We start from the raw sequence: 26864 nt of genomic DNA, 5'->3' as shown, positions 1-26864 counted from the left end.
CGCGGTTATGCCAGCCAATCCAGCGTCAGAATTAACCGTCGCTCATCGGCTTTAAGCTGCGGCGAGCGGTGAATCAGGCCGTGAGCTTCGTTGCCATGCCACTTCGTCCCTTTGAGCAACGCCACTTCGCCGCAGTGAATCTGCTCGATACGCTCGCTGGGCTCGGCATCCGCCTGGCCCAACTGGCGGCGGTCCATCACGCCTTCGCGCAACCATTGGCTGCCGATGCCGGCATAGGTGGTGATCAGGCGCACGGGCACATGGTCGACGTGAAAGCGCGGGCACATGGCTTTGTCCAACAGGCGCAAACGCACGCCGATCCGACGGGCGCCAAGCAGGCAGGCAAACGCGCCGATCAGCCACGACACATCGGCGATAAACCCTTCGTAACCCTCAAGATCGCGGCAGCAGGCGGCTAATCCCTGCACGTTCGGCACCGCGTCGTCGCTGGCCAACTCGATGACCAGCGACTCGGCCAACGGCTCGTCGAGCGCCACCAGCAAGGCGCCGAACTCGGCGATGTGCAACGGCAATTGGCGCTGCCACAGCGCCAGGTTGACGCCGTCTTCGAGAATCTCGGACAGCGCCAGCGGGGTGTCGCCGCAGGTCTGGCGGATCACCGGGCGCAGGGGGATGAGCGGTGCCAGCATCAGGCGGCCGCCTCTTCATACCAAGGGCCAAAAGGATCGGCCAGCAAGCGCCATGCGTCGACGCCCAGGGCCATTTCTTCATCGGTCAGCAGGCAGGCGTCCAGTTCGGTACGCATCTGCGCGAAGTCGATGTTCTGCCCGATGAACACCAGTTCCTGACGGCAATCGCCGGTGCTTGCTTGCCAGTGGCCCATGATCGCGGCGACGCTTTCTTCGTCCTGCGGCCACTGGCTTTTCGGCACAAAACGCCACCAACGTCCGGCAAAGCCATGGCGCATCAGGCCGCCGGCCTGGGACCAACTGCCGGCGTCCTGCGGCTTGCTGGCCAGCCAGAAAAAGCCCTTGGAGCGCAGGAGTTTGCCGTTCACCCAAGGGCGGTCGATAAACTCGAAAAAGCGCTGCGGATGGAACGGACGGCGCGCGCGGTAAGCCGTGGAGGCGATGCCGTACTCTTCGGTTTCCGGCACATGCTCGCCGCGCAATTCCTGCAGCCAGCCGGGGGCCTGGGCGGCGCGTTCGAAGTCGAAGCGGCCGGTGTTGAGGATTTTGTTCAGCGGCACTTCGCCCATGACCATCGGAATGATCTCGGCCTGGGCATTCAGGCGTTCGAGGATGGCCATCAGTTCCTCACGCTCGTGGCGGCCGATCAGGTCGATTTTGCTGATCAGGATGACGTCGGCAAATTCGATCTGCTCGATCAACAGGTCGGTGATCGAGCGTTCGTCTTCTTCGCCAAGGGTTTCGCCCCGCGACGCGAGGCTTTCGGCGGCCTGGTAGTCGAGCAGGAAGTTCATGCCGTCGACCACGGTGACCATGGTGTCCAGGCGCGCAATATCGGCCAGGCTCTGCTCGTTTTCATCGCGAAAGGTGAAGGTTTCGGCCACGGGCAACGGCTCGGAGATGCCGGTGGATTCGATCAACAGGTAATCGAAGCGACCGTCCCTGGCGAGTTTTCCGACCTCTTCGAGCAGGTCTTCACGCAAGGTGCAGCAGATGCAGCCGTTGCTCATCTCTACCAGTTTTTCTTCGGCGCGGTTGAGGGTGACGTCGCGCTGCACCTCGCCGCCGTCGATGTTGATTTCGCTCATGTCGTTGACGATCACCGCCACCCGCAGGTTGTCGCGGTTGCGCAGGACATAGTTGAGCAGCGTACTTTTACCGGCGCCGAGAAAGCCGGACAACACGGTAACGGGGAGACGATTGGGCATCAGGTCATTCTCATCAGGCCGCCCGTTCAAGCCGGGCTGTACTTAATGTTATATTATAACAACACAAATAAGCCAATCCCCCGCTTGCTCATCATGACCAACGGAGCAATGCTGGCGCCTGTCTACATCGAGAAGCCTATGAAATATCTACTGTGCAGCCTGCTGTTGCTCATCACGACCCAGGCCGGCGCCCAAGTGCCGAGCCTGTCGGCCAATTGCACGCGCAGCGCCAACCTGCTGGCCTGCGTCGATCCGCTGGGCAATGCCTACAGCGTGGCGACGGTTGGCAGCACCACGTATCTGCGCGGTTTCGAGGCGATCGGCAGGCGCTATTGGGCACAAACCAACAGCCGCTACGGGCAACTGACGTTCTTCACCGGCTTGGCCTCGGACGGTGAAGCGTGGGTCGGCTACACGCGGCGTGTGGGCTGGACCACAATCAACCGGTTTTCCAGCTCCGGTGGCGCCAGCGCCACGTTCACCTGCAGCCGTGTGACCGGCTGTTAGGCCTGGTTGTGTTTCTGTTCCTGGACCCAAGCCATGTAGCTGTTCACCGGCGGGTTCTTCTGGAAATAGCGCTGCAGGCCGGCGAACAAACCCTCCGCCACCGCCTGTTGATGCCGCGCCGTGACCAGCCGCGCACTGTCCCGCGCATTGGAGATAAACCCGGTCTCCACCAGGATCGACGGTACATCCGGTGACTTGAGCACCGCGAACCCGGCCTGTTCCACACGCTTCTGATGCAACGAGGTGATGCCTTCCAGGCTACCCAGGATCGAGCTGCCCAGTTGCAGGCTGGAAGCGATGGTGGCGTTCATCGACATGTCGAGAATTACCCCGGCCAGCATCGGGTCCTTGTCCTTGAGGTTCAGCAGACTGGTGGCGCCCAGCAGGTCGGCGCCGTTTTCCCGTTGCGCCATGAACCGCGCCGTGGCCGAGGTGGCACCGCCTTCGGACAAGGCATACACCGAAGCCCCCGACGCGCTGATCCGTGGTGCCGCATCCGCATGCACCGAGATAAACATGTCGGCGTTGTGTTTGTGGGCGATCTCCACGCGCTTGCGCAGCGGCACGAAGAAGTCATCGTTGCGCACCAGCTTCACATCGAAACCTTTCTCGCGCTTCAAGCGTTTGGCCAGCAATTGGGCAATGGACAGCACCACGTCTTTTTCGCGCTGGCCCTTGGAACCAATAGCGCCGGGGTCCTTGCCGCCGTGGCCGGGGTCGACCACCACGATGATGTCGCGCTTGGGGTGCGCCCTGTCGACCAGCGGCCGGGGTGCGGCCGCTATCGGGTGAGGCACCTGGGTGGCGCTGGTGAGATCAAGCACCAGGCGGTGCCCTTGCCCATCCTGGGGCGGCAACAAAAAGCTGGTGAGCTGCATCGGTGTGGCGAGGTCCAGCACGATGCGCGTATCCGCCTTGCCGAAGTGCCCAGAGCGAATCGAGGTGATCCCGCTGTTTTTCAAGACCAACTGAGAGAAGTCGCCACTGAGCCCGGCGCCGCTCAGGTCGATGATCAGGCGTTCCGGCGCGGTCAGGGAAAAAGTCTTGTAGTTCACCGGGCCACTGAGGTCGAACACCAGCCGCAGCTTGTCGTCCGAGCGCCACAGGCGGGCGTTGCGAATCTGCGTGGCCGACGCGGTGAAGGGCAAGGTGAACAGCGGGCTGACCAGGAGCAGGTTGAGGAGCTGACGTCTGTGCATGACAAATACCGCAAATAAAGGAGCGTCCTTACTCGACATGACTGAAAAAAGGCCGGAGCAGAAAATTCATCGTCGACTCAATAGTTATAATATAACATGTCTTTTTTATCGCCAACGATGGACCTGCTCATGAATGCGCTGACTCTGCCGGATATCGCCGCGCAGGCTTCACGCCAAGCCTTGCCGCTCGATTGGGTGGGCATGTGCGGCATCGCCTTGCCTATTTTGATCGACGACCAACGCCTCGCCGCCACGGCCGATGCCGGCGTCAGCCTGGACGACGGTGCCGCCCGTGGCATTCATATGTCGCGCCTGTACCTGGCGCTGGAGATGCTCGACCAGCAGCCACTGACTCCGGCACTTCTGCGTAAGGTACTGCAGCGTTTTCTCGACAGTCATGAAGGTTTATCTAATAACGCCTACCTGCGTATCCACACCGATCTGCTGCTCAAGCGCCCGGCATTGGTCAGCCCACTGGCTGGCTGGAAGGGCTACCCGGTGAGTATCGAAGCGCGCGTGGAAAACCAGATGTTCCACGTGGAACTAAACATTGAGGTGACTTATTCCTCAACCTGCCCGTGCTCGGCGGCCCTCGCCAGGCAGTTGATTCAGCAGCAATTTCTCGAAGATTTCGGCAACACGCCGTTGCAGCACGCCGATGTGCTGACCTGGCTCGGCAGCGCCAACGGCATCGTCGCCACGCCCCACAGCCAGCGCAGCAGCGCGCAACTGCGCGTCCAGTTGCGCGGCGAGCAGCTGGCGCTGACCGAGTTGATCAATACCGCCGAAGCCGCCCTCGGCACCGCCGTGCAAACCGCGGTGAAACGTGCGGACGAACAAGCCTTCGCCCTGGCCAACGGACAGAACCTGATGTTCTGCGAAGACGCCGCCCGCCGCTTGAACCTCGCCTTGAAACGCTCGGATGCCGTCCAAGCCTTCCACCTCAAAGTGATCCACGCCGAAAGCCTGCACGCGCACGATGCCGTGGCTGAAAGCCGTTGGACGAGACACTCAGCATGATCACCTGCACCGCTTTGCGCTGGGGTGCCCCCGGCCAACCCCTGACACCCGCCGTGGACTTCACCCTGGAAACCGGCAGCCTTACTGGTGTGATCGGCCCCAACGGCTGCGGTAAAAGCAGCCTGCTCAAAGTCATCGCCGGCCTGCAAAAACCGCTGGCGGGCAAAATCCGCGTGGATGTGCCGCGTCGCGGCGGCGTGTCCTTCCTGCCCCAGCAACAACACCTCGATCGGCAGTTCCCCATCAGCTTGCAAGAGCTGGTCGCCGCCGGTTTCTGGGGCACCCGACTCACCCCGCAACAACGCAGCGAACGCCTGCACGCCGTGTTGGAAGACTGGTGCCTCAGCGGCCTGGAACAGCGCCCGTTGATGGCCTTGTCCGGCGGCGAACTGCAACGCGCCCTGCTCGCCCGCATGAGCCTGGCCGAAGCGCCGGTGTTGCTGCTCGACGAACCCCACGCCGCCCTCGACGAAGACGGCCAGGCCCTGTGCTGGAAACATATCCACGCCTGGCATGACGAGGGCCGCACGGTGGTCGTGGTCTGTCATGACTTGGCCTCCGTGCGTCAACACACCCAGCAAGTGGTGCAGATCAAAAGCACGGGCTGCCGGTTCGGGCCGAGCAAAGAACTGATCCGCCCGCAACTGCACATGCAGGTGGCCTGATGCACTTCACCGCCCACCTGTGGATGCCGTTTCTCGACTTCGTGTTCATGCGCCGCGCCTTGATCGGCGGCCTGGTGCTCGCTTGCAGCACCGCGCCGCTGGGGGTGTTCCTGATCCTGCGGCGCATGAGCCTGATCGGTGACGCCGTCGCCCACGGCATCCTGCCCGGTGCCGCCCTGGGTTTCTGGTTCGCCGGCCTGAGCCTGCCCGCGCTGACCATCGGCGGCCTCGGCGCCGGCCTGAGCATGGCGGGGTTGGCCGCGTGGATCACCCGTCGCACCGGCCTGCGCGAAGACGCCAGCCTGGCCGCCATCTACCCCATCTCCCTCGCCGCCGGTGTGCTGATCCTCGGCCTTGCCGGCAAGCGCCTGGACCTGCTGCACCTGCTGTTCGGCTCGGCCCTGGCCGTCGACGAAACCACCTTGACCGGCATGCTCTGGGTCTCCGGTTTCAGCCTGGTCGCCATGGTGCTGATCTATAAACCGCTGCTGCTGGACACCCTCGACCCGCTGTTCCTGCAAACCGTCAGCCGCCTCGGCCCATTGGCCCACGGGCTGTTTTTGACCCTGGTGGTGCTGAACCTGGTGATCGGTTTCCAAGCCATCGGCGCGCTGATGGTGGTGGGTTTGATGATGTTGCCGGCCATCGCGTCCCGCTTCTGGAGCCGGCGCTTGCCGGTGCTGATTGCGGTATCGGCAGTGCTGGGATGCCTGTCGGTGTGGCTTGGCTTGTTGCTGTCGTTCTACTACTCACTGCCCAGCGGCCCGGCGATTGTGCTGGTGGCTGGCGGTGGGTACCTGCTGTCCGTGATCTTCGGTCCGGTGCATGGCTTGCTGCGCCGCCCGCCCTTGCTGTCATCCCAATGAGGTGTCTCCCGATGCGTGCTCTACTCGTGTTGTTCAGTCTGCTACTGCCGTTGTCCATGGCCCAGGCCGCCGACAAACTCCAGGTGGTGACCAGCTTCAGTATTCTCGACGACATTACCCACCAGATCGGTGGCGAACACATCCAGATCAGCAACATGGTCGGCCCCGACGCCGACGCTCATACCTACGAGCCGACCCCGGACGACGCCAAGGCGCTGCTCAAGGCCAAGCTGATCATTAAAAATGGCCTCGGCTTCGAGCCGTGGCTGGACCGCCTGGTGACCAGCACCGAGACCCGCGCCACCGTGGTTACCGCCAGTAAAGGCGTGATCTCCCACACCATGGAAGAAGACGGCGAAACCATCCCGGACCCGCACGCCTGGCATAACCTGGCCAACGCCGAAATCTATGTGAACAACATCACCAAGGCGCTGGTGGCCGCCGACCCGGCCAACCAGGCCGACTACCTGCGCAACAGCCAGGCGTACCTGAAAGACATCTACCGCTTGCTCGCCGAGGCCAAGGCCAAGTTCGGCGCACTGCCAGCGGGCAACCGCCGCATCGTCACCTCCCATGACGCGTTCGGCTACCTGGGCCAGGCCTATGGCATCCAGTTCCTCGCGCCTCAGGGTTTGTCCACCGAGCGTGAGCCTTCCGCCGCCGAAGTCGCCGCGCTGATCACTCAGATCCGCAAGGATAAGGTCAAAGCCGTGTTCATTGAAAACATCAAGGACTCGCGCCTGCTCAAACAGATCGCCAGCGAAAGCGGCGCGCAGATCGGCGGCACGCTGTATTCCGACGCCCTCGCCGCAGAAGGCCCGGCCAGCACCTTTCTCGGGCTGTTCGAATACAACCTCAACACCCTGTGCGCCGCGTTGGGCAAACCATGATCCGCAAGAACCCATCCGGTGATCTGCCGGTGATTGCCGAATCGGCCTACGTCGATAAAACCGCGATCATCTGCGGCAAGGTCATCATCGGTGAGAACGTATTCGTCGGCCCCTACGCCGTGATCCGCGCGGACGAAGTCGACGCCAGCGGCGACATGGACCCGATCACCATCGGCGCCAACTCCAATATCCAGGACGGCGTGGTGATCCACTCCAAATCCGGCGCGGCGGTGACCATCGGCGAGTTCACTTCCATCGCCCACCGCTCCATCGTCCATGGCCCCTGCAGCGTCGGCGACCGCGTGTTCATCGGCTTCAACAGCGTGTTGTTCAACTGCGCCGTCGGCGACGGCTGCGTGGTGCGCCACAACTCGGTGGTCGACGGCCGCGACTTGCCCGCCGCGTTCTACGTGCCTTCGACCACCCGCATCGGGCCCAACACCGACCTGTCGCAATTCCCGCCGGTGAGCGTCAGCGCGTCGGAGTTTTCCGAGGACGTAGCGCGTACCAACGTCGATCTGGTGCAGGGTTACAAAGCCCTGCAAAACGAGTTCTGAACCATGAGCCGCCTGTTGATCCGCAACGCCCGACTGGTGAATGAAGGCCAGGTATTCGACGCCGACGTGCTGGTCGCCCACGGCCGTATCGAGAAGATCGCCAGCAGCATCACGGGGCACACGGCGCCTGTGGAAATCGACGCCCACGGTCAATGGCTGCTGCCGGGGATGATCGATGACCAGGTTCACTTTCGCGAACCCGGCGCGCCGGACAAAGGCGGTTTCTACAGCGAATCCCGCGCAGCGGTGGCCGGCGGCATCACCAGTTTCATGGACATGCCCAACACCCGGCCGGCCACCCTCACCCTGGAAGCGCTGGCCGACAAAAAACGCCGCGCCGTCCAGCACTCGGTGGCCAACTACGGTTTTCACTTCGGCGTCAGCAATGACAACCTCGACACCGTCGCCGCGCTCGACCCGCGGCAAGTGGCCGGGGTCAAAGTGTTCATGGGCGCGTCCACTGGCAACATGCTGGTGGACGATCCACGGATTCTGGAGCGCCTGTTCGCCGATGTGCCGACGATCCTGCTGGCCCACTGCGAACACACGCCGAGTATCCAGGCCAACGAACAGCGCTTGCGCGAGCGTTTCGGCGACAACCTCCCTGCCGCCGCCCACCCGCTGATCCGCGATGCCGAAGCCTGTTATCGCTCGTCTTCACTGGCGGTGGAACTGGCCAAGCGCCACGGCACGCGCCTGCATGTGTTGCACCTGAGCAGCGCCCGCGAGTTGGCGTTGTTCGAAGACCAGCCGCTGGCGCAGAAACGCATCACCGCCGAGGTCTGCGTCCATCACCTGTTGTTCGACGACCGCGACTATCACCGCCTGGGCCACCAGATCAAATGCAACCCGGCGATCAAGACCCGCGCCGACCGCGACGCCTTGCGCCTGGCCCTGCTCGGCGAGCGGCTGGATGTGATCGGCACCGACCATGCACCGCATACCTGGGCGCAAAAACAGTTGGCGTATGGTGAGGCGCCGTCGGGTTTGCCCCTGGTGCAACATGCGTTGCCGGCGTTACTGGAGTTGGTGGCCGATGGGCTGCTGCCGCTGACCACCCTGGTGGCGAAAACCAGTCATCGCGTCGCCGACCTGTTCGCGATCCCGGACCGTGGCTACCTGCGTGAAGGCTATTGGGCCGACCTGGTGCTGATCAAACCCGAACCCGAAGGCAAGCCGGTCCGCAGCCAGCCGATCCTGGCGCGCTGCGGCTGGACACCGTTCGCCGAGCGCCGCTTTCGCCACAGCGTCAGCACCACTCTGGTGTCGGGCCAGTTGGCCTGGCACACCGGCCAGGTGGTCGACAGCTGCCAGGGCCTGCCCCTGCACTTTCAGCGTTAAGCGCGTGGTTTGACGCTGCCGCAGTTTTCCCCCAGCCACTGGGCGTGACTGTCCAGGCTGCCCTTCTGCTGAATGCCGGTGGCATTGAAGGTGCCGTTGACCGTGGTGGTGAATTCCTTCTGGCTCTGGAAGGTGGCCACGCCGGTGCCCTGGGCTTTCGGGCAGCTGAAACGGAATTTCCACTGGTTGCCGCTCTTGTCGGTCACTTGCTGTTTGCAGCCCGACTGCGGATCGGTCAGCGGGATCGCGTCGGAGGCGACCTGGGCGGGGGTGAGGCACACCTGCACGCCTTTACCGGCCATGGTGATGCCTTGTTTCTCCAGCATGGCGCGCTGTTCGGGGGTCATTTGTTGCTTGAGCTGACCGAGGATCAATGACAAATCCGGCAGGTCCTGGTTATCCACTTTCATGTTGCTCGTGGTCAATTCCCACAAACCAGGCGCCAGCATCTGCGCCTGGGCCGCCACGGGCAGCGACAAACCAATAACCATGGCCAAACCTAGCAGACGAGCATTCATCGGGTAACTCCTGGATAATTGTGGGCATTAGACGCCACAAAAGCGCCAGTGTTGCACGGCAAATAAAATAGCGACATTCCTGACCGAACATGGTCTGTTAGGCACTGGATTGCCTGGAGTACCATCGTCCATGGATTTTTTTGGCCCGCACCTGCTCGCCTACTTCATCGCCACGCTGCATTTTCTCGGGACGCTCGCCGCGATCCATGCAGTGCTGACCGTCAGGACCGCCCAAGGCTCGATTGCCTGGGCGTTGTCGCTGATGTTCATACCCTACCTCACGCTGATCCCGTACCTGATCTTCGGCCGCAGCACCTTCGATGCGTACATCCAGGCGCGGCGCCAGGCCAACCAGGAAATGCACACTGCGATCAACGAGCTGAACTGGCGCCCGTGGGTCGAGGAAGCCCTGGCCGCGCGCAACTCCAGCGCCTACGCCTCCTTGCGGGCGATGCCGAAGCTGGGCCGCATGCCGTGCCTGGCGAATAATGAAGTGCGTTTGCTGATCAATGGTGACGCCACCTTCAGTGCGATCTTCGAGGCGATTCGCCGCGCCAAAACCGCCGTGCTGTTCCAGTTCTTTATCATTCATGACGACGAGCTCGGTCGGCAGTTGCATGCCTTGCTGAAGGAAAAAGCCGCCCAAGGCGTCGCCGTCTACGTGCTCTACGACCGCATCGGCAGCCACGCCCTGCCCTCTCACTATGCACAAACGCTGCGCGACGCCGGGGTGCAGGTCAAGGCGTTCGCCACCCGCAGCGGCTGGCTCAATCGCTTCCAGGTCAACTTCCGCAACCACCGCAAGATCGTGGTGGTGGATGGCATCACCGGGTTTGTCGGCGGGCATAACGTCGGCGATGAATACTTGGGCAAAAAGCCGCCGCTGGCACCGTGGCGCGATACCCATGTGCAGGTCACCGGCCCGGTGGTGGCGTGCCTGCAGGAGTCGTTTGCCGAAGACTGGTTCTGGGCGGCGCGGGAACTGCCGCCGCTGATCCTGCCGGACACCTACCCCGAAAACGGCGTGCTCTGCCAATTGCTCGCCAGCGGCCCGGCCGACCCTTATGAAACCTGCTCGCTGTTTTTTGTCGAAGCGATCCACGCCGCGACCGAACGGGTGTGGATCACCAGCCCGTATTTCATCCCGGATGAAGCGGTGTTTGCCGCCCTGCGCCTGGCGGTGCTGCGCGGGGTCGACGTGCGCCTGCTGCTGCCGTCGCGGCCCGACCACCGCATCGTGTATGCCGCCTCCAGCCTTTACGCGATCGAAGCGGTGCGCGCCGGGGTGCGGGTGTTCCGCTATACGCCGGGGTTTCTGCACCAGAAAGTGGTGTTGGTCGACAGCGAAATCAGCGCCATCGGCAGTGCGAACATGGACAACCGTTCGTTCCGCCTGAATTTCGAGGTGATGTTGCTGACCGTCGATGAAGCCTTCGCCCAGCAAGTGGAACACATGCTGCTCGATGACTTCGCCCAGGCCCATGAAGTCAGCCAGGAAGAAAGCCGCGAAACCCGCCGCCTGCAACAACTGGGCATGCGGGTCGCGCGGCTTATCTCACCGATTCTCTAACAGACGCTGCGGTAAAAAGTGGGAGGGGGCTTGCCCCCGATAGCGGTGAATCAGTGCCCAATCCGCCAGCTGACACACCGCAATCGGGGGCAAGCCCCCTCCCACATTTGGATCTGCGGGGCTGTGGGAAAATGCTTCAGCGGTAGATATCTTCCCGCGTCCACGGCAGTTCATGGCTGCCATCGGCGTGGGGTTTTACCGCCAGTATGCGGATCGCACGGCGTGTTTCACCGCTGCACCAACAGACGCTGCGGTAAAAAGTGGGAGGGGGCTTGCCCCCGATAGCGGTGAATCAGTGCCCAATCCGCTAGCTGACACACCGCAATCGGGGGCAAGCCCCCTCCCACATTTGGATCTGCAGGGCTGTGGGAAAATGCTTCAGCGGTAGATATCTTCCCGCGTCCACGGCAGTTCATGGCTGCCATCGGCGAAGGGTTTTACCGCCAGTATGCGGATCCCACGGCGTGTTTCACCGCTGCACCAACAGACGCTGCGGTAAAAATGTGGGAGGGGGCTTGCCCCCGATAGCGGTGAATCAGTGCCCAATCCGCTAGCTGACACACCGCAATCGGGGGCAAGCCCCCTCCCACATTTGGATCTGCAGGGCTGTGGGAAAATGCTTCAGCGGTAGATATCTTCCCGCGTCCACGGCAGTTCATGGCTGCCATCGGCGTGGGGTTTTACCGCCAGGATCTGGTGCAGGTTAATCCAGCCCCGCGCAAACGCGTAGGCGCAACCGGCCAGGTACAACCGCCAGATGCGCAACGCCTGCGCCGGCACCATCTTCGCCGCCGCTTCCAGGTTGTCTTCCAGGCGTTCGCTCCAGTGGTCCAGGGTGCGTGCGTAGTGCAGGCGCAGGCTTTCCACGTCGACCACTTCAAGCCCGGCTTCGCTGAGTTCGGCGGTCATCATCGCCAGGTGCGGCAGTTCGCCGTTGGGGAAAACGTAGCGCTCGATGAAATCCCCGGCGCCGCGGCCCACGGGGCGTCCGTCGGTGTGCTTGGCGGTGATGCCATGGTTCATCACCAGCCCGCCTTCGCGCACCGCGCCAAACAGGGTTTTGCAGTACTGCGCCAGGTTGGCGTGGCCGACGTGTTCGAACATGCCCACGCTCACCACTTTGTCGAAACGACCGTCCTGGGGCAGGTCACGGTAATCGAGCAGTTGCAGGTCCACCTGATCGTCCAGGCCCTCGGCTTTCACGCGTGCCTTGGCCAGGGCCAGTTGCTCCTTGCTCAGGGTGATGCCGAACACCTTTACCCCGAACTCCCGCGCCGCATACCGCGCCAGCCCGCCCCAACCACAGCCGACATCGAGCAAATACTCCCCCGGCTGCAAGCGCAACTTGCGGCACAGGTGGCGGAATTTGTCTTGTTGGGCCTGATCGATGGATTCGCTGCCGGTTTCGAAATAACCGCAGGAATACGCCATGTCCTGGTCGAGCCACAGCTGGTAGAACTCGTTGGACAGGTCGTAATGGTAGGAAATCGCCGCTGCGTCAGTGGCCTTGTCGTGGAACGAGCGCACCGGACGATTGCCCCCATCGTCATCGACCAGGGCGTGACTCAACTCGTCACACACCCGGATCACCTCGGAGATGGAGCCTTCCAGCTCCAGTTTGCCCTCGACGAAGGCTTCGCCCAATGAATCGAGCGTGGGATGGGAAAGCTTGGACACAATCGTGGGGTCCTTCACCACGATGGTCACACTGGGCTCAGGGCCCAAGTTGAATTCATGGCCGTCCCAGAGTCGAAGACGCAGCGGTAGCTGAAGATTCTGTAAGGCCGGTGGAAGTTGCGCGAGCATGAGTAGTCCCCCCTTGTTTCAGACGTCTGGAAAGAGGGTAGACCATCCGACGACCGGGTAGGAAGCTATCGATCTGATAACCTGCGCTTATGGAATCCGGCGTTCGAGCAAACCGTCCTGAACCCACTGTTTCAGCCATGAGACTGCTTGCAGGGGCGCACCCTCTCCATGACTGACCGCCAACCGTTCGCACAGTTCTGAAAAACACCAGCCGGTGCTCACCATGCCCGCCAGGGCGCAGGTTTGCGCGGGTTCCAGGCTGCGGTAGCGGCATATCTGCTGATCGCGCCACACCAGGCAGACCTGCGGCGCGTCCAGAGGCTGGCCGGCGTGCAAGGCCGATTTAGCCTTGGCGGCACGCCAGGTTTCGACGGTATTGAAGCGGCAGAATATCTGCTGAACGGTCGGCGCCAGGTTGACCTGCAAGCCCGGCCAGTCGGGCGGCGGCAGTCGCGCCATGTCGTCCAGGGTCAGCGGCGTGCCCGGCGGCGCATCGAACGCCAGGGTAAACGCCCACTCCAGCCGTGCCAGCTCGGCCAACGGCGCGCTTTGTTCAGCCACCAGGTGCTCCTGGATAAACCCCGCAAACCGCTCGCCCAGCCAGCGCAGGCTGTAATGGGCGGACGGATAGCGACGCACGTAGGCCTCGGTCAGCGAGGCGAATTCGTCATCGCCCAGCCAATACCAGAGGGCGCCGAAGTCCTGCCGTAATACGTCCTGCAAGCGCGACAGGTAGGCGTTGTGATAAATCGCCAGGCCGGTTTCCACATCCAGCGTAGGACCACCCAGCAAGGTGGCGGCAAAGCCAGTACCGGCCACGGGCGTTTCGGCTAATAAATGCTCTTCGAAAGCCCGTTGCCAATCCGTCAGGCGCATAGCGTTCTCCTGAGCAAGGCGCTCGCCCCCAGCGACCGGGCCTTGTCCAACTCGCTGAGCAAGTCTTCGAACGGCGGGAAATGGTCGTCACGCTCGAGCAACGTCGAGACCGGGCCCAGGTGCTCCAGGGTCTGTTGATACAGCGCCCACACCGGATCACACACCGGGTGGTCATGGGTATCGACCACGTAATCGCCGTAGTCCATATGCCCCGCCAGATGCAGCTGGCGGATGCTCTGCGGCGGCAGGTTGTGAATGAACGTCCAGGCATCGAAGCCATGATTGCGCGAGCTGACGTACACATTGTTGACGTCCAGCAGCAACTGGCACCCGGTCAAGTGGGTCAGCGCGTTGAGGAATTCCCACTCGGTGAATTCATCCGCCTTGGCGCGCACATAGCTGGAGACGTTTTCCAGCACCAGCGGGCGCTGCAACACATCCTGTACCTGAAGCACGCGACTGGCCACGTGATACAAACTTTCTTCGGTGTACGGCAGGGGCAGCAAGTCATGCAATTGGTGCGCGCTGCCGCGGCTCCAGCACAGGTGATCGGAGATCCACGCCGGCTGGATGCGCGCGGCGAGTTGCTGGAGCTGCTTGAGGTAATCGGTATCGAGCGGATGGGGCCCGCCGATGGACAGGGACACGCCGTGCATCACCAACGGGTAGCGCTCGGCGATCGCGTCCAGGTAGTACAAGGCTTTACCGCCCTGCACCAGGTAATTCTCGGAGATCACTTCGAACCAATCCACGGCCGGCGATTGTTCAAGGATCTGCTGGTAGTACTCACTGCGTAGACCCAGGCCGTAACCCAGGCTCGGAAGGGATGTAGACATCAGGCACTCCTGGGCAAAAGTGTCCGCAGCGGTGACGGCGACCGCTGCGGGGTACGCGGGGCCGATTACGCGCCGACTTTGCCACCGGCCGCGTCGCACGCGGCCTTGGTCATGGCCTTGAAGCCATGACCCTTGCAGACCGCCTGGCCCTTGCAGGCGTTTTCAGCGGTCTTGCAGTCATTCATGCCTTTGCAGGAGGTTACGCCGTAGCAATGAACCGGAGCGTCGGCGGCCTGGACCTGGGTGGTGACACCGGCAAACAAGGCGGCGGCAGCGAAAGCCAGGGCAGCACCGGAAACGACGTTTTTGATGGTCATGGGGTCATCCTCATAAATCGTGGTTAGGTCGGCTGAGCGGAATGCTCAGTCGCGACATAGCACTAGAGTGAGGTGCCCCCTTGCCGTTACAGCGCCATCGAAAAAAACCTGGAATTTATTCCTCCAGCTTCGACAGCGGCTCCTGAAACCGCAGCAACCGCCCGGCATTGCCCAGCACCAGCAAGGTGCTGAGGTTGTGCAACACCGCCGCGATCATTGCGCCGGCGGCGCCCAACCAGCCAAACGCAGCGAACACCACGATCGCCAGCGTCCAGCCCAGGCCGATGATCACGTTGACCTGCAACGTCTGCCGGCACCGTCGGCTCAAGCGCACACAGGTGCCCAGGCGGCGCAAGTCGCTGCCAATCAACACCACATCCGCCGAGGCCAGCGCAATGTCCGCACCGCCCGCGCCCATGGCCACGCCGACCACGCCGGCTTTGAGCGCCAGGGAGTCGTTGATGCCGTCGCCCACCACCATCGGCCGGAAACCGCTGCTGATTTCGCCCAACACGCGGTTGAGCTTGTCTTCCGGCAACGCCTGGGCTTCGACATCGCTGATGCCCACGTCGAGGGCCAGGCTGTCGGCCACGCTTTGGCGGTCGCCGGTCAGCAGCAGTTGCCGCCCCAGGCCAAGGTCGCGCAGCTCTTGCAGGGCCTGGCGGGCTTCCGGTTTGACGCTGTCGGCCAGCAACAGCCAGGCGAGGAACGCACCGTTCAACGCCAGCCCGGCAATCGGGCCATCATGGTCGGGGACGCGGGTGGTAACGATGCCCAACTGCTCGAACAACTCCGGCCGGCCCAAGGCCGCTTCGCCCTGCGCGGTCTGGGCCACCACGCCGAGGCCTTGGCGTTCGCGGATGTCGGTGAGCACCAACAGCTGTTCCTGGCTCGCCAACCCGGCCAACGCGCGGCTGACCGGGTGGCTGCTGGCCGAACCGAGGCTGGCCGCCAGGTTCAACAACCCTTGGCGGTCCGGCGCGGTGGTTTGGATGGACTGCAGGCGCAGAGTGCCGAAGGTCAGGGTGCCGGTCTTGTCGACCACCAGCGAGGTCAGGTCCGCCAACTCTTCGAGGAACGCCGAGCTGCGGATCAGAATCCCATGCCGCGCCGCCACGGCAATCCCGGCAATCGCCGTGGCCGGGGCCGACAGCACCAGGGCGCATGGGCACGCTGCGACCAGCACCGCGAGCATCGCCTGGGCGTCATTGGTGACAAACCAGGTCACCGCCGCCAGCAACAGCACCAACACCATATAGCTGCCGGCGTAACGCTCCAGCAGCCGCGTGATCGGCGGCTTGGAGCGCTCGGCGTTCTGCATCAGGGCGATGACCTTGCCCAGGGTCGACTCGTTGCCGGTACGCGTCACTTCCAGGCGCAACAACCCGTCGAGGTTGATCGCACCGCCGAACACTTGCACGCCGACACTGGCTTCCAGCGGCACCGACTCGCCGGTGATCGGCGCCGTGTCGAGGCTGGCCTGGCCGGACAGCACCACACCATCGGCAGGCACGCGGTCACCGGCGCGCACTTCGACGATGTCGCCGCTGTTCAGCGTGCCGTTGTCGACTTCGCTGATGCTGCCGTCCGCCTGCACCAGGCGTGCGTGGCTGCGGGTCAGTTTGCCGAGGGCGTGGATCGCTTCCTGGGAGCCGATCACGCTGCGCTCTTCGAGCACATGGCCGAAGATCATGATGATCGGCAGCAACGCGGCGGTCAGCAGATCACCCGTGGCCCACGCGCCGAGCATCGCCAGGGCGATGAGCTGGTCGGTGATGCCATGCAGGCTGGGAAAACGCAGGCTGTACCAGGCCGAGCGCATCACCGGCACAGCCACCAGCAGCGAGGCCACGCCGAGCAGCAACTGGCTGACGCCGCTCTGGTCCGGCGCCAGCCAGCGCCACACCAGGCCCAGCACCAGCAAGCCCAGAGCGAGCATGGCCAGGGTCAATTGCCGGGCGGCGCTGCGCTGCTCGGCGGATGTCAGCATGGGTGCGCTCATTGTTCGGCTCCCTGAATGATCAAGCGGGAGTCGTCTTTGGGATCGACCGTGGTCACGGAACCGGCCTGGCCGAGAATCTTCGGCAAGCGCTCGCGGTACAGGCGCAACAGCAAGCCGGGGTCTTTGACCTGGGCCAGGCTGGCGACGGTGGCGGTTTGCGCCTGCGCGTTGGCCAGGCGTTCGCTGGCCTGGGCGTGGGCGACTTGCACCAGGCGGTCAGCCTGCTGGTTGGCGGTCTGGGTGAGCTTTTCCGCGTCGGTGCGCGCATTCGCCACCGCTTTGTCGGCTTGCTGGCTGGCGGTGAGCACCGCATTGAAGGCGTTCACCGCCGGGCTCGGCAGGCTCGATTGCACATCGACGCGGGTGACTTCGATGCCCACCCCCAAGCCGCTGGCGGTCAACTCCGCCAGGCGCTTGTTGATGCCTTGCACCAGGTCGCCGCGCAGCCGTTCACGGCGCTCGGCGGCGCCGTTGTCGCTGCCGATCAATTCGGGGCGCGCCACCAGGATGGTGTCCAGATCCCGCGCCGCCGTCAGGGCCACGGCGCTGCGCGTCACCAGGCGATCCAGCGCCGGCAGCACGTGCTCGCCCTGCAGCACAAACGCATAAGGTTCGGTGACTTTGTAGAACACCCGCACATCCAGCTGCACCACGCCGGCATCGCCGGTCAGCAGGTAGCCGGACCCGGCCAGAGCATCGCTCAACGGCGTGGCGAAGCTGGCCACGCGATCGGCCTGCACCGCGGCATCGGAACGCAGCAGGTTGCCGACCCGCCGCTCGATCACCCGGTCTGCCGCCGGCAACAGCACGACTTGCTCGAACGGCTGCGGCCACGCCAGCAACAGTCCGGCATTCTGAACCCGATCGAGTGCGCCGAAGTGCAGCACCACGGCACGATTCTGCGGGTCGATCTGCCGCACATTGGAAAACGCCCAGGCCAAGGCGGCCAACACCGTCACCGCGTACAGCGCCATGAACGTCAGGCGCCCGGCCTGAATCCATGGGCTGTCCGGGCTGTCACGCTCGATCATGGCTGGACGTCCTTCGGCCCGTCCACCAGCGCGCGGAACGGCGCGGCATCGGTGCGCAGGATGATCTTGGTGCCCGGGGTGACCACGGTGCCCAGGGTATCGAGGGAACGCAGCAGGTTGTACAGCTGGGGATTGCCGGCGTAGGCGCGACCATAGATCTGCGCCGCTTCGACCCGCGATTGCGCTTCGATGTCGGCGGCTTTCACCGTGGCATCGGCCTGCACGATGCGCGCATCGCGCTCGGCGGCGGAACGGATCTGCGCCGCCTCACGCTTGCCCACGGCGGTGCGTTCGGTGGCGATGGTTTCGCGCTCGGCGCGCATGCGGTCGACGGTGGCGGTGAGCGTCACCGACGGCAAGGTCAGCCGCTCGATGCCCACCTGCGCCACGCGCACGCCATAGGTGGTGAGCAATTGTTGATCGATCTGCTGGCGCAACTGCGCTTCGAAATCGCTGATGCGTACCTGGCTGGCGTCGGTATTGATCAGGCTGGACAGGTCGAAGCTGGCCGCCGTGGTTTCCAGCGCCGAACCGACAAACGTCCGAATCTGCCGCGCCGCTTCATCCGGCTGGTTCTGCACCGCGCGCATGAAGCGCTGCACATTGTCGGCATCGCCCTGTACCTGCCAGGCCACATAAGCCTGCACGATGATGCGCAGGCCATCGCGGGTACCGACATCCTGCAAACCGCTGGAGGTGGTGCGCAGGCGCAGGTCCACCGGGATCGCCGCTTCGAACGGCGCCGGCCAGCGCCAGCCCAGGCCCGGTTCCAGCAGCACCCGCGACGGGTTGCCGAAACGGGTAATCACCGTGGCTTCGCCGGAGCGCACTTGCACCAGGCTGGCGGCCGCTACCGCAAACAACACCAGCAACACAGCCCAGGCCATGCGCCGCCAAGGGAATGGGCCGGCGGGCTGTTCGTCACCATGGTGGTGATGATGGTGGCCGTGGTGGTGGTGACCATGATCGTGAGAATGAGCGCTCAACAGACAGACTCCTTATTGAACGGCTTTACGCGGCACCGAAGGATCGGCCGGCAAGGTAAAAGAACGCAGATCGATCGTCGGCGCACTGTCGGCGCCCAGGCGATGATCCAGAATCAACAGCTTGGCGTGGGCCAGGCCCTGGGTCAGCTGGCCGAGGTACTGCTCCAGCACGAAGGCCTTGCCCGCGCTGGCGTAGGCTTTTTGTTCGGCGGCAAAACGCAGGTCCGCCGCCCGGGCCCCGGCATTGACCTCGTGCGCGGTGGCCTGGGCCTGGTCGCGGACGGTGCTGGCTTGCAGCAGGGCCTGGTTGGTTTGTTCGCTGGCGGCGCCGCGTTCGCGGGAGATCAGCGCCTGGGCGCCGATCTGCGCCGCTTGCACGCCGTGGTAGGCGTTGGCGGCACCGGACGGCGGGTGGATGGCTTCGACCACCGTGGCGAGAATCTCCACGCCGCTGTCGAGTGTATGCAGGTCCGCTTGCACGGCGCGGCCGATCTCGTCGGCCAGGCCGGTGCGTTGTTCGCCGAGCAATTCGTCGAGGGTACGCGAGGCAAAGTCATGCACGAGGATGCGGCTAGCGGTGCTGCGGATCAGGGTCGGCACATCCGCGCTGTTATAGGTGGCGGCCAGTGCAGCCTGGTCGGTCAGACCGATACGGTAGACGAAGCGCACATCCATATTGACGATCTGGAAGCTCTGCTTGTCGCCACGGCTGCTGGCGATCACCTGGGACTTGTCGTTCACATGGCTGGCGTCCCACAACCGGTTGGCGATCAGCGGCGCCGGGCCTTCGGCCGCCGCGAGTTCCGGGCTGGCGGCTTCGCTGACGCTGGTCGCCAGCTCATGCACCACGCCGTTTTCCACGTTCAGCACGCGGCCCAGCGGCCACGGCAACCCGGCATGCAGGCCTGGGCCGAAGACTTGCACCGGTTTGCCAAAGCGCTCATAGATCCCACGGCCTTGCAGGGGCACTTCATGCACCCCCGTCAGCGCCCAGCCGACGGCCAGTACCACCAGCAGCACCGGCAGGAATGCCCGACGCATGTAGGTAAACGCCCAGATCTGGCGCAGGTCGATGCCGAAGCGGTTGTGCAATTCGTGCTGCAAGGCCTGCAGCGGTTGCGGCGGCCAGCGCAGCAGCCCGGCGACAAAACTCTGCGCCATCAGGCGTGGTTCGAGGCGCGGTTGGCGCGGGCTGAACAGTGACAGCGCGGCCCGTAACAGAAACTCCAGCGCGACCAGCGCCGGCAACAGCCCGACCAGCGTCGCCAGGCGCAGCGGCCACACCGACCCGGCACTGGCAAACAGCAGGCAAATCGCGCTGATCACCAGGCACGCAATCGCCACCCGGCTCAGTTGCGCCAACTGCGCGGCTTCCGGCCATTGCGCGGCGGTTTCCTGGGCCAGGCGCCGCTCGAACACCAGCAGGCCAAAGGCCAATGCCAAGGCCAGCGCAGCGCCGATACTTGCGCCTTGGCCGACCGCTGCCGCGGGCAAGCCCAGGTTCCAGAACTCGACAATGCTGACCAGCGCGAACAACGACCAACCGCCGAGCCACAACACCGGTGCGCCGATCTGCGCCAGCAACCCTCTGCCGAAACGCCCTACCAGGCGCGCCTGCCAGCCAGCGGGTTCACCCTCTGCTTCGAGTAACTCAGGTGCCGACGCTTCCAGCGCCTGGGCACGCCAATCGGCCACCCACCACGCCGACTGCAACCCCGCCACCAGCACCAGCAACGCAGACGCACAATTGATCAACACCACCGGCCAGATCGACAACGGGGCAAACAGCGCGACGAACAACGCCAGCACCCAGCCGCTGATAGCCACCGCAGTCAGGCTGATACCGGCTTGCCTCAATCGACGGGCATGGAACAGCCCTTGCTGAAAACGCGGCAGTCCTTCAACCGAAGCGCCGTCAGCTTCTAGATCCACTTGCATCCACTCATGCCCGTTCACACATAATTCGTTACGATATAACACATGGCGTGAAATTTTTGTTCGTTAAACACCGTATTCACCTGCAACACAGACCCACTGTGGGAGCGGGCTTGCTCGCGATGGCGGTGGGTCAGGTGATACATGGGTTGGCGGGGCCGCCGTCATCGCGAGCAAGCCCCCTCCCACATTTGTTCTGCATCGCGCTCCGGAACGTGACTAACCCCCCATAAACACGTGCCATCACTGGTGCAGGCCACGATTAATCGGCACACTTCAGGCCAGTTTTTCGCGGGCTTACGGACAAGGAAACGTCACTCCCATGATTTCGATCTATCAGCTCAAACCGCGTTTTCAAAACCTGCTGCGCCCCCTCGTGCAGCGCCTCTACGACAACGGCACCACCGCCAACCAGATCACCGTGCTGGCCGGGGTCATCTCCCTGCTGGTCGGCCTGCTGATCGCCGGCTTCGCCCAACACCTCTGGCTGTTCGCGCTGATCCCGCTGTGGATGATCCTGCGCATGGCCCTCAATGCCATCGACGGCATGCTCGCCCGCGAATTCGGCCAGCAGTCGCGCCTGGGCGCCTACCTCAATGAACTGTGCGACGTGATCGCCGACAGCGCGCTGATCCTGCCCTTTGCGTTGATCCCCGGCGTCAGCCTGGCGCCGGTGCTGCTGGTGACCTTGCTGGCAGTGTTCAGCGAATACGCCGGGGTGCTCGGGCCGATGGTCGGCGCGTCGCGGCGCTACGACGGGCCGATGGGCAAGAGTGATCGGGCCTTCGTCCTCGGCGTGCTGGCCAGCGGCGTGGCGCTGGGCTGGCTCGGTGCCGGCTGGGTCGACACGGTGATGTGGCTGGTCGCCGCCCTGCTCGCCTACACCGTGGTCAACCGAGTGCGCCAGGGCCTCAAAGAAGAACAACACATTTCCCCTTCTGCATAAGGATTTTGCGATGCGCGAACAGCGAGAACACACCTTCAGTACCCATGATGGCGTCGAGCTTTTCTACCGGCACTGGCCCGCCACCGCCCCGGCAGGCGGCGAGCCGCGCAAGGCGATCCTGCTGTTCCATCGCGGCCATGAGCATTCGGGGCGCATTGCCCATCTGGTCGATGAACTGAACCTGCCCCATTTCGACTTCTTCGCCTGGGACGCCCGTGGCCACGGCCAATCCCCCGGCGAGCGCGGCGACAGCCCCAGCTTCGCCACCAGCGCCCGCGACGTGCAGACGTTCTGCGAGCATATCGGCGCCACTTACGGCGTCGAGGCGGAAAATCTTGCAGTCATCGCCCAAAGCGTCGGCGCGGTGATCGCAGCCACCTGGGTTCACGACTACGCACCGAAAATCCGCGCCCTGGTGCTCGCCTCCCCGGCGTTCAAAGTCAAACTGTACGTGCCCTTCGCCCGGCCGGGCCTGGCGCTGATGCGCAGGTTTCGCGGCAACTTTTTCGTCAACAGTTACGTCAAGGCCAAGTTCCTCAGCCACGACCCGGAGCGCGTCGCGTCCTACGACAGCGACCCGCTGATCACCAAGGCGATTTCGGTGAATGTGCTGCTCGGGCTGTACGAAGCGGCCGACCGGGTTGTCGCCGATGCCCAGGCGATCCAGGTGCCGACCCAACTGCTGATCTCCGGCTCCGACTTCGTGGTCCACCGCAAACCCCAACAACAGTTCTTCGACCGCCTCGGCAGCCTGAAAAAAGAGCTGCATATCCTCCCCGGCTTCTTCCACGACACCCTCGGCGAGCGCGACCGTGCGGTGGCCGTGAGCAGCGCCCGGCGTTTTATCCTGCAGAATTTCGCGCACCCGCTGGACCGCGCCTCGCTGCTCGATGCCGACAAACTGGGCGCCACCTGTGCCGAATCCGAAGCCCTCGCCGCGCCGCTGCCGCGCAATTCCCTGCGCGACCTGTACTGGCGCCTGACCCGCGCCAGCATGGGCCTGGGCAAGAACCTGTCGGACGGCGTCAAGCTGGGCTTCGACACCGGTTTCGACTCCGGTAGCACCTTGGACTACGTGTACCGCAACACGCCCACCGGCAAAGGCGCGCTGGGGCGGATGATCGACACCAATTACCTCAACTCCATCGGCTGGCGCGGCATTCGCCAGCGCAAGCTGAACGTCGAAGAGCTGCTGCGCCTGGCCATGGCCACGCTGCGCACCGATGATCGCGAAGTGCGTATCGTCGATATCGCCGCCGGCCACGGTCGCTACATTCTCGAAGCCTTGCAGGGCGTTTCGCCGCTGCCGGAATCGATCCTGCTGCGCGACTACAGCGACATCAACGTGCGCGACGGTGGCGCGTTGATCCGCGAGAAAGGCCTGGGCGAGATTGCGCAGTTCATCAAAGCCGATGCGTTCGACCGTGCGGACCTGGCAGCGCTGGCGCCCAAGCCGACGCTGGCGGTGGTCTCCGGGTTATATGAACTGTTTGCCGACAACGCCATGGTCGGCGGTTCGCTGGCGGGCCTGGCCGAAGCCGTGGAGCCCGGCGGTTATCTGGTCTACACCGGCCAGCCATGGCACCCGCAGTTGGAACTGATCGCCCGCGCATTGACCAGCCATCGCCAGGGCCAGGCCTGGGTGATGCGCCGGCGCAGTCAGGCGGAAATGGATCAACTGGTGCAAGCCGCCGGTTTCCGCAAGATCACCCAGCGGGTGGATGAGTGGGGCATCTTTACCGTATCCCTGGCACAGAAGATCTGAACATGCGCGAACCCGGCCTGTTAAAGCCCGCGTTCCTGTGGCTGTTGCTGTTGGCGCCGCTGTTTTTCAGCACCTACGGTTTTGCCACATGGGTCACCAGCCAGCGCAGCGACGTCGGCACACTGGTGTTCGATTGGGAAACCCACATGCCGTTCTGGGCCTGGACCATCGTGCCCTACTGGACCATCGACCTGCTCTACGGTTTCTCCCTGCTGCTGCCCAACAGCCGCCATGAACTGAAGCAACATGCGCTGCGCCTGCTGAGTGCGCAGCTCATCGCCGTGAGTTGCTTCCTGATCTGGCCGCTGCGCTTCACCTTCGAACGGCCGGAGCTGGATGGCGTGTTCGGCTGGCTGTTTGCCGTGCTGGCCGGTTTCGATAAACCGTTCAACCAGGCGCCGTCGCTGCATATCGCGCTGCTGGTGATCCTGTGGATCATGTACCAACGCCACACCCAGGGCGCCTGGCGCTGGCTGGTGCATGGCTGGTTCGGGTTGATCGGGGTTTCAGTGCTGACCACTTATCAACACCACTTTATCGACTTACCCACAGGTGCCCTGGCGGGTTGGCTGTGCGTGTGGCTGTGGCCGCTGGAACATCCGAGCCCGCTGCTGAATGCGCGGCTGACCCGTGATTCCACGCGCTGGCGCCTGGGGTTGCGCTACGGCCTGGGCGCGCTGGTGCTGTTCATCCTCGCGCTGACTTACGGCGGGTGGTGGCTATGGCTGCTGTGGCCGGCGCTGTCCCTGGGGCTGATCATGGCGAATTACGTCGTCCTCGGCGCGCCAGGTTTCCAGAAGCGTGCCGACGGTCGACTGACCCCCGCGGCGCGCTGGCTGTATGCGCCGTATCTGGCAGCGGCGTGGCTCAATTCACGGCTGTGGACGCGCACGCATCCACAGCCCGACCTGATTGTGGATAACGTCTCGCTCGGTCGGCTTCCTACCGTGCGCGAGCAAGGTTCATTCAAGGCCATCGTCGATCTGTGCGCGGAATTGCCGATTAATCCACAGGGCCGTGCCTATCAAAGCGTCCCCGTCCTCGACCTGATCGCGCCGACCCCCGCCGAATGCCTGCAAGCCGCGCAAGCCATCGAACGCCTGCGCGCCAACGGCCCGGTGCTGGTGTGCTGCGCCCTTGGCTATTCGCGCAGCGCCACCGCTGTGGCGGCCTGGCTGCTGCACAGCGGGCGCGCCGCCACGGTGGATCAGGCACTGGCTATTATTCGTACAGCGCGGACCGAGGTGGTCCTGCATCCCGCTCATCGCCATGCTTTGGAGGCCTTGCCCCATGCCTGCTGATATGGAACTCCAGGTCGTCGCCAGCCTGCTGCGCCGCGGCCGCTCACTGGATCAGTTATCCACAGGCCTGACGCTGCTGGGCGTGTTGTTCGGCCTGGCGCAACTGCTGATGGCCAGCATCGCGCCGATCTGCCTGCTGCTCAGCCTGTGGATGATTATCCTCGGCCTGCTGCAAAAGTACTGGGCGCTGCGCGTGGCCTTCGATGCCGACCTGTTCGCCCTGCTCGCCCGTAACACCGAACGCACCCCGGACCTCGACCAGGCCCTGCAAACCCTCGGCCTGCAGTCGCCCAAACGCGCCGGCCGACCCTGGACCGAACGCCGTCGCGGCGCCCTCAAACTGCTGCGCAAGCAAGCCTGGCTGCTGGGCGCGCAAGTGCTGTTGACCCTGGGCGTGATTCTCGCCAGCCCTTGGCTACCTTTCGCCGGATAAGGAATTCCCATGTTCGAACCCGTGGTCGCCACCCTGATTACCTCGATGGCCCGCACCGTCACCGGCGCCCGCAGCCTGTGGCTGGGCTGCGCGCCGGTGCCGGTGCAACGCATCTACTTCGCCAACCACAGCAGCCACGGCGACTTCGTGTTGCTGTGGGCATCGCTGCCGCAGAACCTGCGCAAATTCACGCGCCCGGTGGCCGGCAGCGACTACTGGAACAACAGTGCGCTGCGCCGCTACATCATCCACCGCGTGTTCAACGGCGTGTTGATCGACCGCGAGCGCAAAGACCCTGTGGATAACCCCTTGCAGCCCATGCTCGCCGCACTGGAAGGCGGCGACTCGCTGATCATCTTTCCCGAAGGCACGCGCAATCTGGAAGACGGCTTGCTGCCGTTTAAAAGCGGCCTGTATCACCTGGCAAAAAGTTACCCACAGGCCGAATTGATCCCCGTGTGGATTGCCAACCTCAACCGCGTCATGCCCAAGGGGCGCGTCCTGCCGCTGCCTCTGCTGTGTACCACCAGCTTCGGCGCGCCACTGCAATTGGAAGAAGGCGAAGACAAAGCCGCCTTCCTAGCCCGCACCCGCGACGCCCTGCTCGCCCTCGCCCCGGAGCATTCCTGAGATGGATAGCCAAACCCTGATGCTGTTCGGCGGAATCGGCGCGATCCTGGTACTCGCCTCGCTGATCGGCCTGATCCTCAAGCTGCGCACCCGTGGCACGCCGAATGCGGTGATCGACAACCTCAACGCCCGCATCAATGCCTGGTGGGTGATGGTGGTGATGATCGGCATCGCCTTCTGGCTCGGCACCGGCGCGGTGATCGTGCTGTTCTATGCCGTGTCGTTCTATGCCCTGCGTGAATTTCTCACCCTCACCCCGACCCGGCGCAGCGACTACCCGGCGCTGGTGGCCGCGTTCTACCTGGCGCTGCCGCTGCAATACCTGCTGATCTACGCCGACTGGTACGGGCTGTTCTCGATCTTCATCCCGGTGTACGTGTTCCTGCTGCTGCCGATCCTCGCCTCCCTCGGCGGCGACAGCACACACTTCCTGGAGCGCGCCTCGAAGGTGCAATGGGGCTTGATGATCGCAGTGTTCTGCGTGTCCTTCGTGCCCGCCCTGCTCACCCTCGACATCCCCGGCTATGAAGGCCGCAACCTGCTGCTGATCGCCTACCTCGTGATCGTGGTGCAACTGTCGGACGTGTTGCAGTACGTGTGCGGCAAGCTGTTCGGCAAACACAAGATTGCGCCCAACCTGTCGCCGTCGAAAACCGTCGAAGGCTTTGTCGGCGGCATCCTGCTCTCCTCGCTGATCGGCGCGGCGCTGTGGTGGACCACGCCGTTCAACCCGTGGCAGTCGTTCCTGATTGCGCTGCTGATCAACTTGCTGGGGTTTGCCGGCGGCATTGTGATGTCGGCGATCAAACGCGACCGTGGCGTGAAGGACTGGGGGCATATGATCGAGGGGCACGGCGGAATGCTCGATCGGCTGGATTCGGTGTGCTTTGCGGCGCCGATTTTCTTCCACCTTGTGCGCTACTGGTGGACCTGACCGACACCGCCCTCAAGCCCGACGAAGATCAACATGTGAGGGCGGGCTTGCTCCCGCACGCTCGGCATTGATGTG

26 protein-coding genes are annotated in these 26864 nt (G+C 63.8%); 14 read left to right on the top strand and 12 right to left on the bottom strand.

Translation table 11 applies throughout. The features are described from left to right. Positions 1–5: 5 nt before the first annotated feature. Positions 6–650 (bottom strand): DUF1826 domain-containing protein, encoded by a 645-nt coding sequence (locus TU80_RS19810; protein ID WP_057005203.1) that lies wholly within the window; start codon positions 648–650, stop codon positions 6–8. After that, the gene (zigA, locus tag TU80_RS19805; RefSeq protein WP_046484300.1) at positions 650–1858 is read right to left on the bottom strand and encodes a zinc metallochaperone GTPase ZigA; all 1209 of its coding nucleotides are present in this window, start codon (positions 1856–1858) and stop codon (positions 650–652) included. The genes TU80_RS19810 and zigA overlap by 1 nt, the downstream gene beginning before the upstream one ends. Before the next feature lie 138 nt (positions 1859–1996). Between zigA and TU80_RS19800 the strand changes: the two genes are divergently transcribed. After that, the gene (locus TU80_RS19800; RefSeq protein WP_057005226.1) at positions 1997–2365 is read left to right on the top strand and encodes a hypothetical protein; all 369 of its coding nucleotides are present in this window, start codon (positions 1997–1999) and stop codon (positions 2363–2365) included. On the opposite strand, the gene TU80_RS19795 is transcribed toward TU80_RS19800, so the two are convergent. Continuing rightward, complete coding sequence (locus TU80_RS19795; RefSeq protein ID WP_057005202.1) at positions 2362–3564, bottom strand: N-acetylmuramoyl-L-alanine amidase; 1203 nt, start codon at positions 3562–3564, stop codon at positions 2362–2364. The genes TU80_RS19800 and TU80_RS19795 overlap by 4 nt on opposite strands. 129 nt (positions 3565–3693) lie before the next feature. Between TU80_RS19795 and folE2 the strand changes: the two genes are divergently transcribed. Genes folE2 through TU80_RS19765 form a run of 6 tightly spaced genes read left to right on the top strand, consistent with a single transcriptional unit; the run spans position 3694 to position 8903 of the window. Then, on the top strand, positions 3694–4584 hold the full coding sequence (gene folE2, locus TU80_RS19790; RefSeq protein WP_017850046.1) for a GTP cyclohydrolase FolE2: 891 nt from the start codon (positions 3694–3696) through the stop codon (positions 4582–4584). Then, positions 4581–5249: a metal ABC transporter ATP-binding protein gene (locus TU80_RS19785; RefSeq protein ID WP_057005201.1), complete on the top strand. Its 669-nt coding sequence runs from the start codon at positions 4581–4583 to the stop codon at positions 5247–5249. Before folE2 ends, TU80_RS19785 begins: the two co-directional genes overlap by 4 nt. Continuing rightward, on the top strand, positions 5249–6115 hold the full coding sequence (locus TU80_RS19780) for a metal ABC transporter permease (RefSeq protein WP_017850048.1): 867 nt from the start codon (positions 5249–5251) through the stop codon (positions 6113–6115). The genes TU80_RS19785 and TU80_RS19780 overlap by 1 nt, the downstream gene beginning before the upstream one ends. 11 nt (positions 6116–6126) lie before the next feature. Further along, positions 6127–7005: a metal ABC transporter substrate-binding protein gene (locus TU80_RS19775; RefSeq protein ID WP_046381599.1), complete on the top strand. Its 879-nt coding sequence runs from the start codon at positions 6127–6129 to the stop codon at positions 7003–7005. Further along, positions 7002–7562 carry a gamma carbonic anhydrase family protein gene (locus tag TU80_RS19770; protein WP_017850050.1) on the top strand — a complete coding sequence of 187 codons (561 nt, stop codon included), beginning with the start codon at positions 7002–7004 and terminating at the stop codon, positions 7560–7562. Before TU80_RS19775 ends, TU80_RS19770 begins: the two co-directional genes overlap by 4 nt. A 3-nt stretch (positions 7563–7565) precedes the next feature. Then, positions 7566–8903 carry a dihydroorotase gene (locus TU80_RS19765; protein ID WP_057005200.1) on the top strand — a complete coding sequence of 446 codons (1338 nt, stop codon included), beginning with the start codon at positions 7566–7568 and terminating at the stop codon, positions 8901–8903. Here the strand turns inward: TU80_RS19765 and TU80_RS19760 are convergent. Then, positions 8900–9421, bottom strand: coding sequence for a DUF3617 domain-containing protein (locus TU80_RS19760; protein ID WP_017850052.1), 522 nt, complete (start codon positions 9419–9421; stop codon positions 8900–8902). The genes TU80_RS19765 and TU80_RS19760 overlap by 4 nt on opposite strands. A 130-nt stretch (positions 9422–9551) precedes the next feature. On the opposite strand from TU80_RS19760, the gene cls reads away from it, so the two are divergent. Continuing rightward, positions 9552–10991: a cardiolipin synthase gene (gene cls, locus TU80_RS19755; protein ID WP_017850053.1), complete on the top strand. Its 1440-nt coding sequence runs from the start codon at positions 9552–9554 to the stop codon at positions 10989–10991. Between the two features lie 621 nt (positions 10992–11612). Here the strand turns inward: cls and cfaB are convergent. From cfaB to hflK (TU80_RS19715), 8 genes are all read right to left on the bottom strand, one after another. Beyond that, entirely contained in the window at positions 11613–12797 is a 1185-nt protein-coding gene (gene cfaB, locus TU80_RS19750; protein ID WP_026140407.1) for a C17 cyclopropane fatty acid synthase CfaB, read from the bottom strand. Positions 12798–12884: 87 nt separating this feature from the next. Continuing rightward, positions 12885–13673, bottom strand: coding sequence for an HvfC/BufC N-terminal domain-containing protein (locus TU80_RS19745; RefSeq protein ID WP_057005199.1), 789 nt, complete (start codon positions 13671–13673; stop codon positions 12885–12887). Continuing rightward, a complete protein-coding gene (bufB, locus tag TU80_RS19740) occupies positions 13664–14509 on the bottom strand; it encodes an MNIO family bufferin maturase (protein ID WP_017850056.1) in 846 nt (281 codons plus the stop codon). The genes TU80_RS19745 and bufB overlap by 10 nt, the downstream gene beginning before the upstream one ends. Before the next feature lie 65 nt (positions 14510–14574). Then, positions 14575–14826, bottom strand: a complete 252-nt coding sequence (gene bufA2 / locus TU80_RS19735) for a BufA2 family periplasmic bufferin-type metallophore (protein ID WP_046381596.1) — start codon at positions 14824–14826, stop codon at positions 14575–14577. A gap of 115 nt (positions 14827–14941) precedes the next feature. Continuing rightward, positions 14942–16828, bottom strand: a complete 1887-nt coding sequence (locus TU80_RS19730; RefSeq protein WP_046381595.1) for a cation-translocating P-type ATPase — start codon at positions 16826–16828, stop codon at positions 14942–14944. Beyond that, positions 16825–17859, bottom strand: coding sequence for a protease modulator HflK (hflK, locus tag TU80_RS19725; protein ID WP_046381594.1), 1035 nt, complete (start codon positions 17857–17859; stop codon positions 16825–16827). Before hflK (TU80_RS19725) ends, TU80_RS19730 begins: the two co-directional genes overlap by 4 nt. Continuing rightward, entirely contained in the window at positions 17856–18845 is a 990-nt protein-coding gene (hflC, locus tag TU80_RS19720; RefSeq protein ID WP_017850060.1) for a protease modulator HflC, read from the bottom strand. The genes hflK (TU80_RS19725) and hflC overlap by 4 nt, the downstream gene beginning before the upstream one ends. Before the next feature lie 12 nt (positions 18846–18857). Continuing rightward, the gene (hflK, locus tag TU80_RS19715) at positions 18858–20783 is read right to left on the bottom strand and encodes a protease modulator HflK (RefSeq protein ID WP_057005198.1); all 1926 of its coding nucleotides are present in this window, start codon (positions 20781–20783) and stop codon (positions 18858–18860) included. Positions 20784–21102: 319 nt separating this feature from the next. Here hflK (TU80_RS19715) and TU80_RS19710 point away from each other — a divergent pair, with 319 nt between their 5' ends. From TU80_RS19710 to TU80_RS19685, 6 genes are read left to right on the top strand one after another with little or no spacing between them, the layout of a single operon-like run. Beyond that, on the top strand, positions 21103–21726 hold the full coding sequence (locus TU80_RS19710) for a CDP-alcohol phosphatidyltransferase family protein (protein WP_046381592.1): 624 nt from the start codon (positions 21103–21105) through the stop codon (positions 21724–21726). Between the two features lie 10 nt (positions 21727–21736). Next, on the top strand, positions 21737–23491 hold the full coding sequence (locus TU80_RS19705) for a bifunctional alpha/beta hydrolase/class I SAM-dependent methyltransferase (protein WP_046381591.1): 1755 nt from the start codon (positions 21737–21739) through the stop codon (positions 23489–23491). Between the two features lie 2 nt (positions 23492–23493). Then, a complete protein-coding gene (locus tag TU80_RS19700) occupies positions 23494–24792 on the top strand; it encodes a phosphatase PAP2/dual specificity phosphatase family protein (protein WP_057005197.1) in 1299 nt (432 codons plus the stop codon). Further along, the gene (locus TU80_RS19695; RefSeq protein WP_017850065.1) at positions 24782–25225 is read left to right on the top strand and encodes a hypothetical protein; all 444 of its coding nucleotides are present in this window, start codon (positions 24782–24784) and stop codon (positions 25223–25225) included. Before TU80_RS19700 ends, TU80_RS19695 begins: the two co-directional genes overlap by 11 nt. Before the next feature lie 9 nt (positions 25226–25234). Further along, a complete protein-coding gene (locus TU80_RS19690) occupies positions 25235–25855 on the top strand; it encodes a lysophospholipid acyltransferase family protein (protein WP_017850066.1) in 621 nt (206 codons plus the stop codon). A 1-nt stretch (position 25856) separates the two neighbouring features. Beyond that, positions 25857–26789, top strand: coding sequence for a phosphatidate cytidylyltransferase (locus TU80_RS19685; protein ID WP_017850067.1), 933 nt, complete (start codon positions 25857–25859; stop codon positions 26787–26789). The last annotated feature ends 75 nt before the right edge of the window (positions 26790–26864 follow it).

It is taken from the genome of Pseudomonas veronii (assembly GCF_001439695.1).
GTDB classification, from domain to species: Bacteria; Pseudomonadota; Gammaproteobacteria; order Pseudomonadales; family Pseudomonadaceae; genus Aquipseudomonas; species Aquipseudomonas veronii.
The sequence above is the reverse complement of the archived record's forward strand: the minus strand, read 5'-3'. Positions and strand labels throughout refer to the sequence as shown.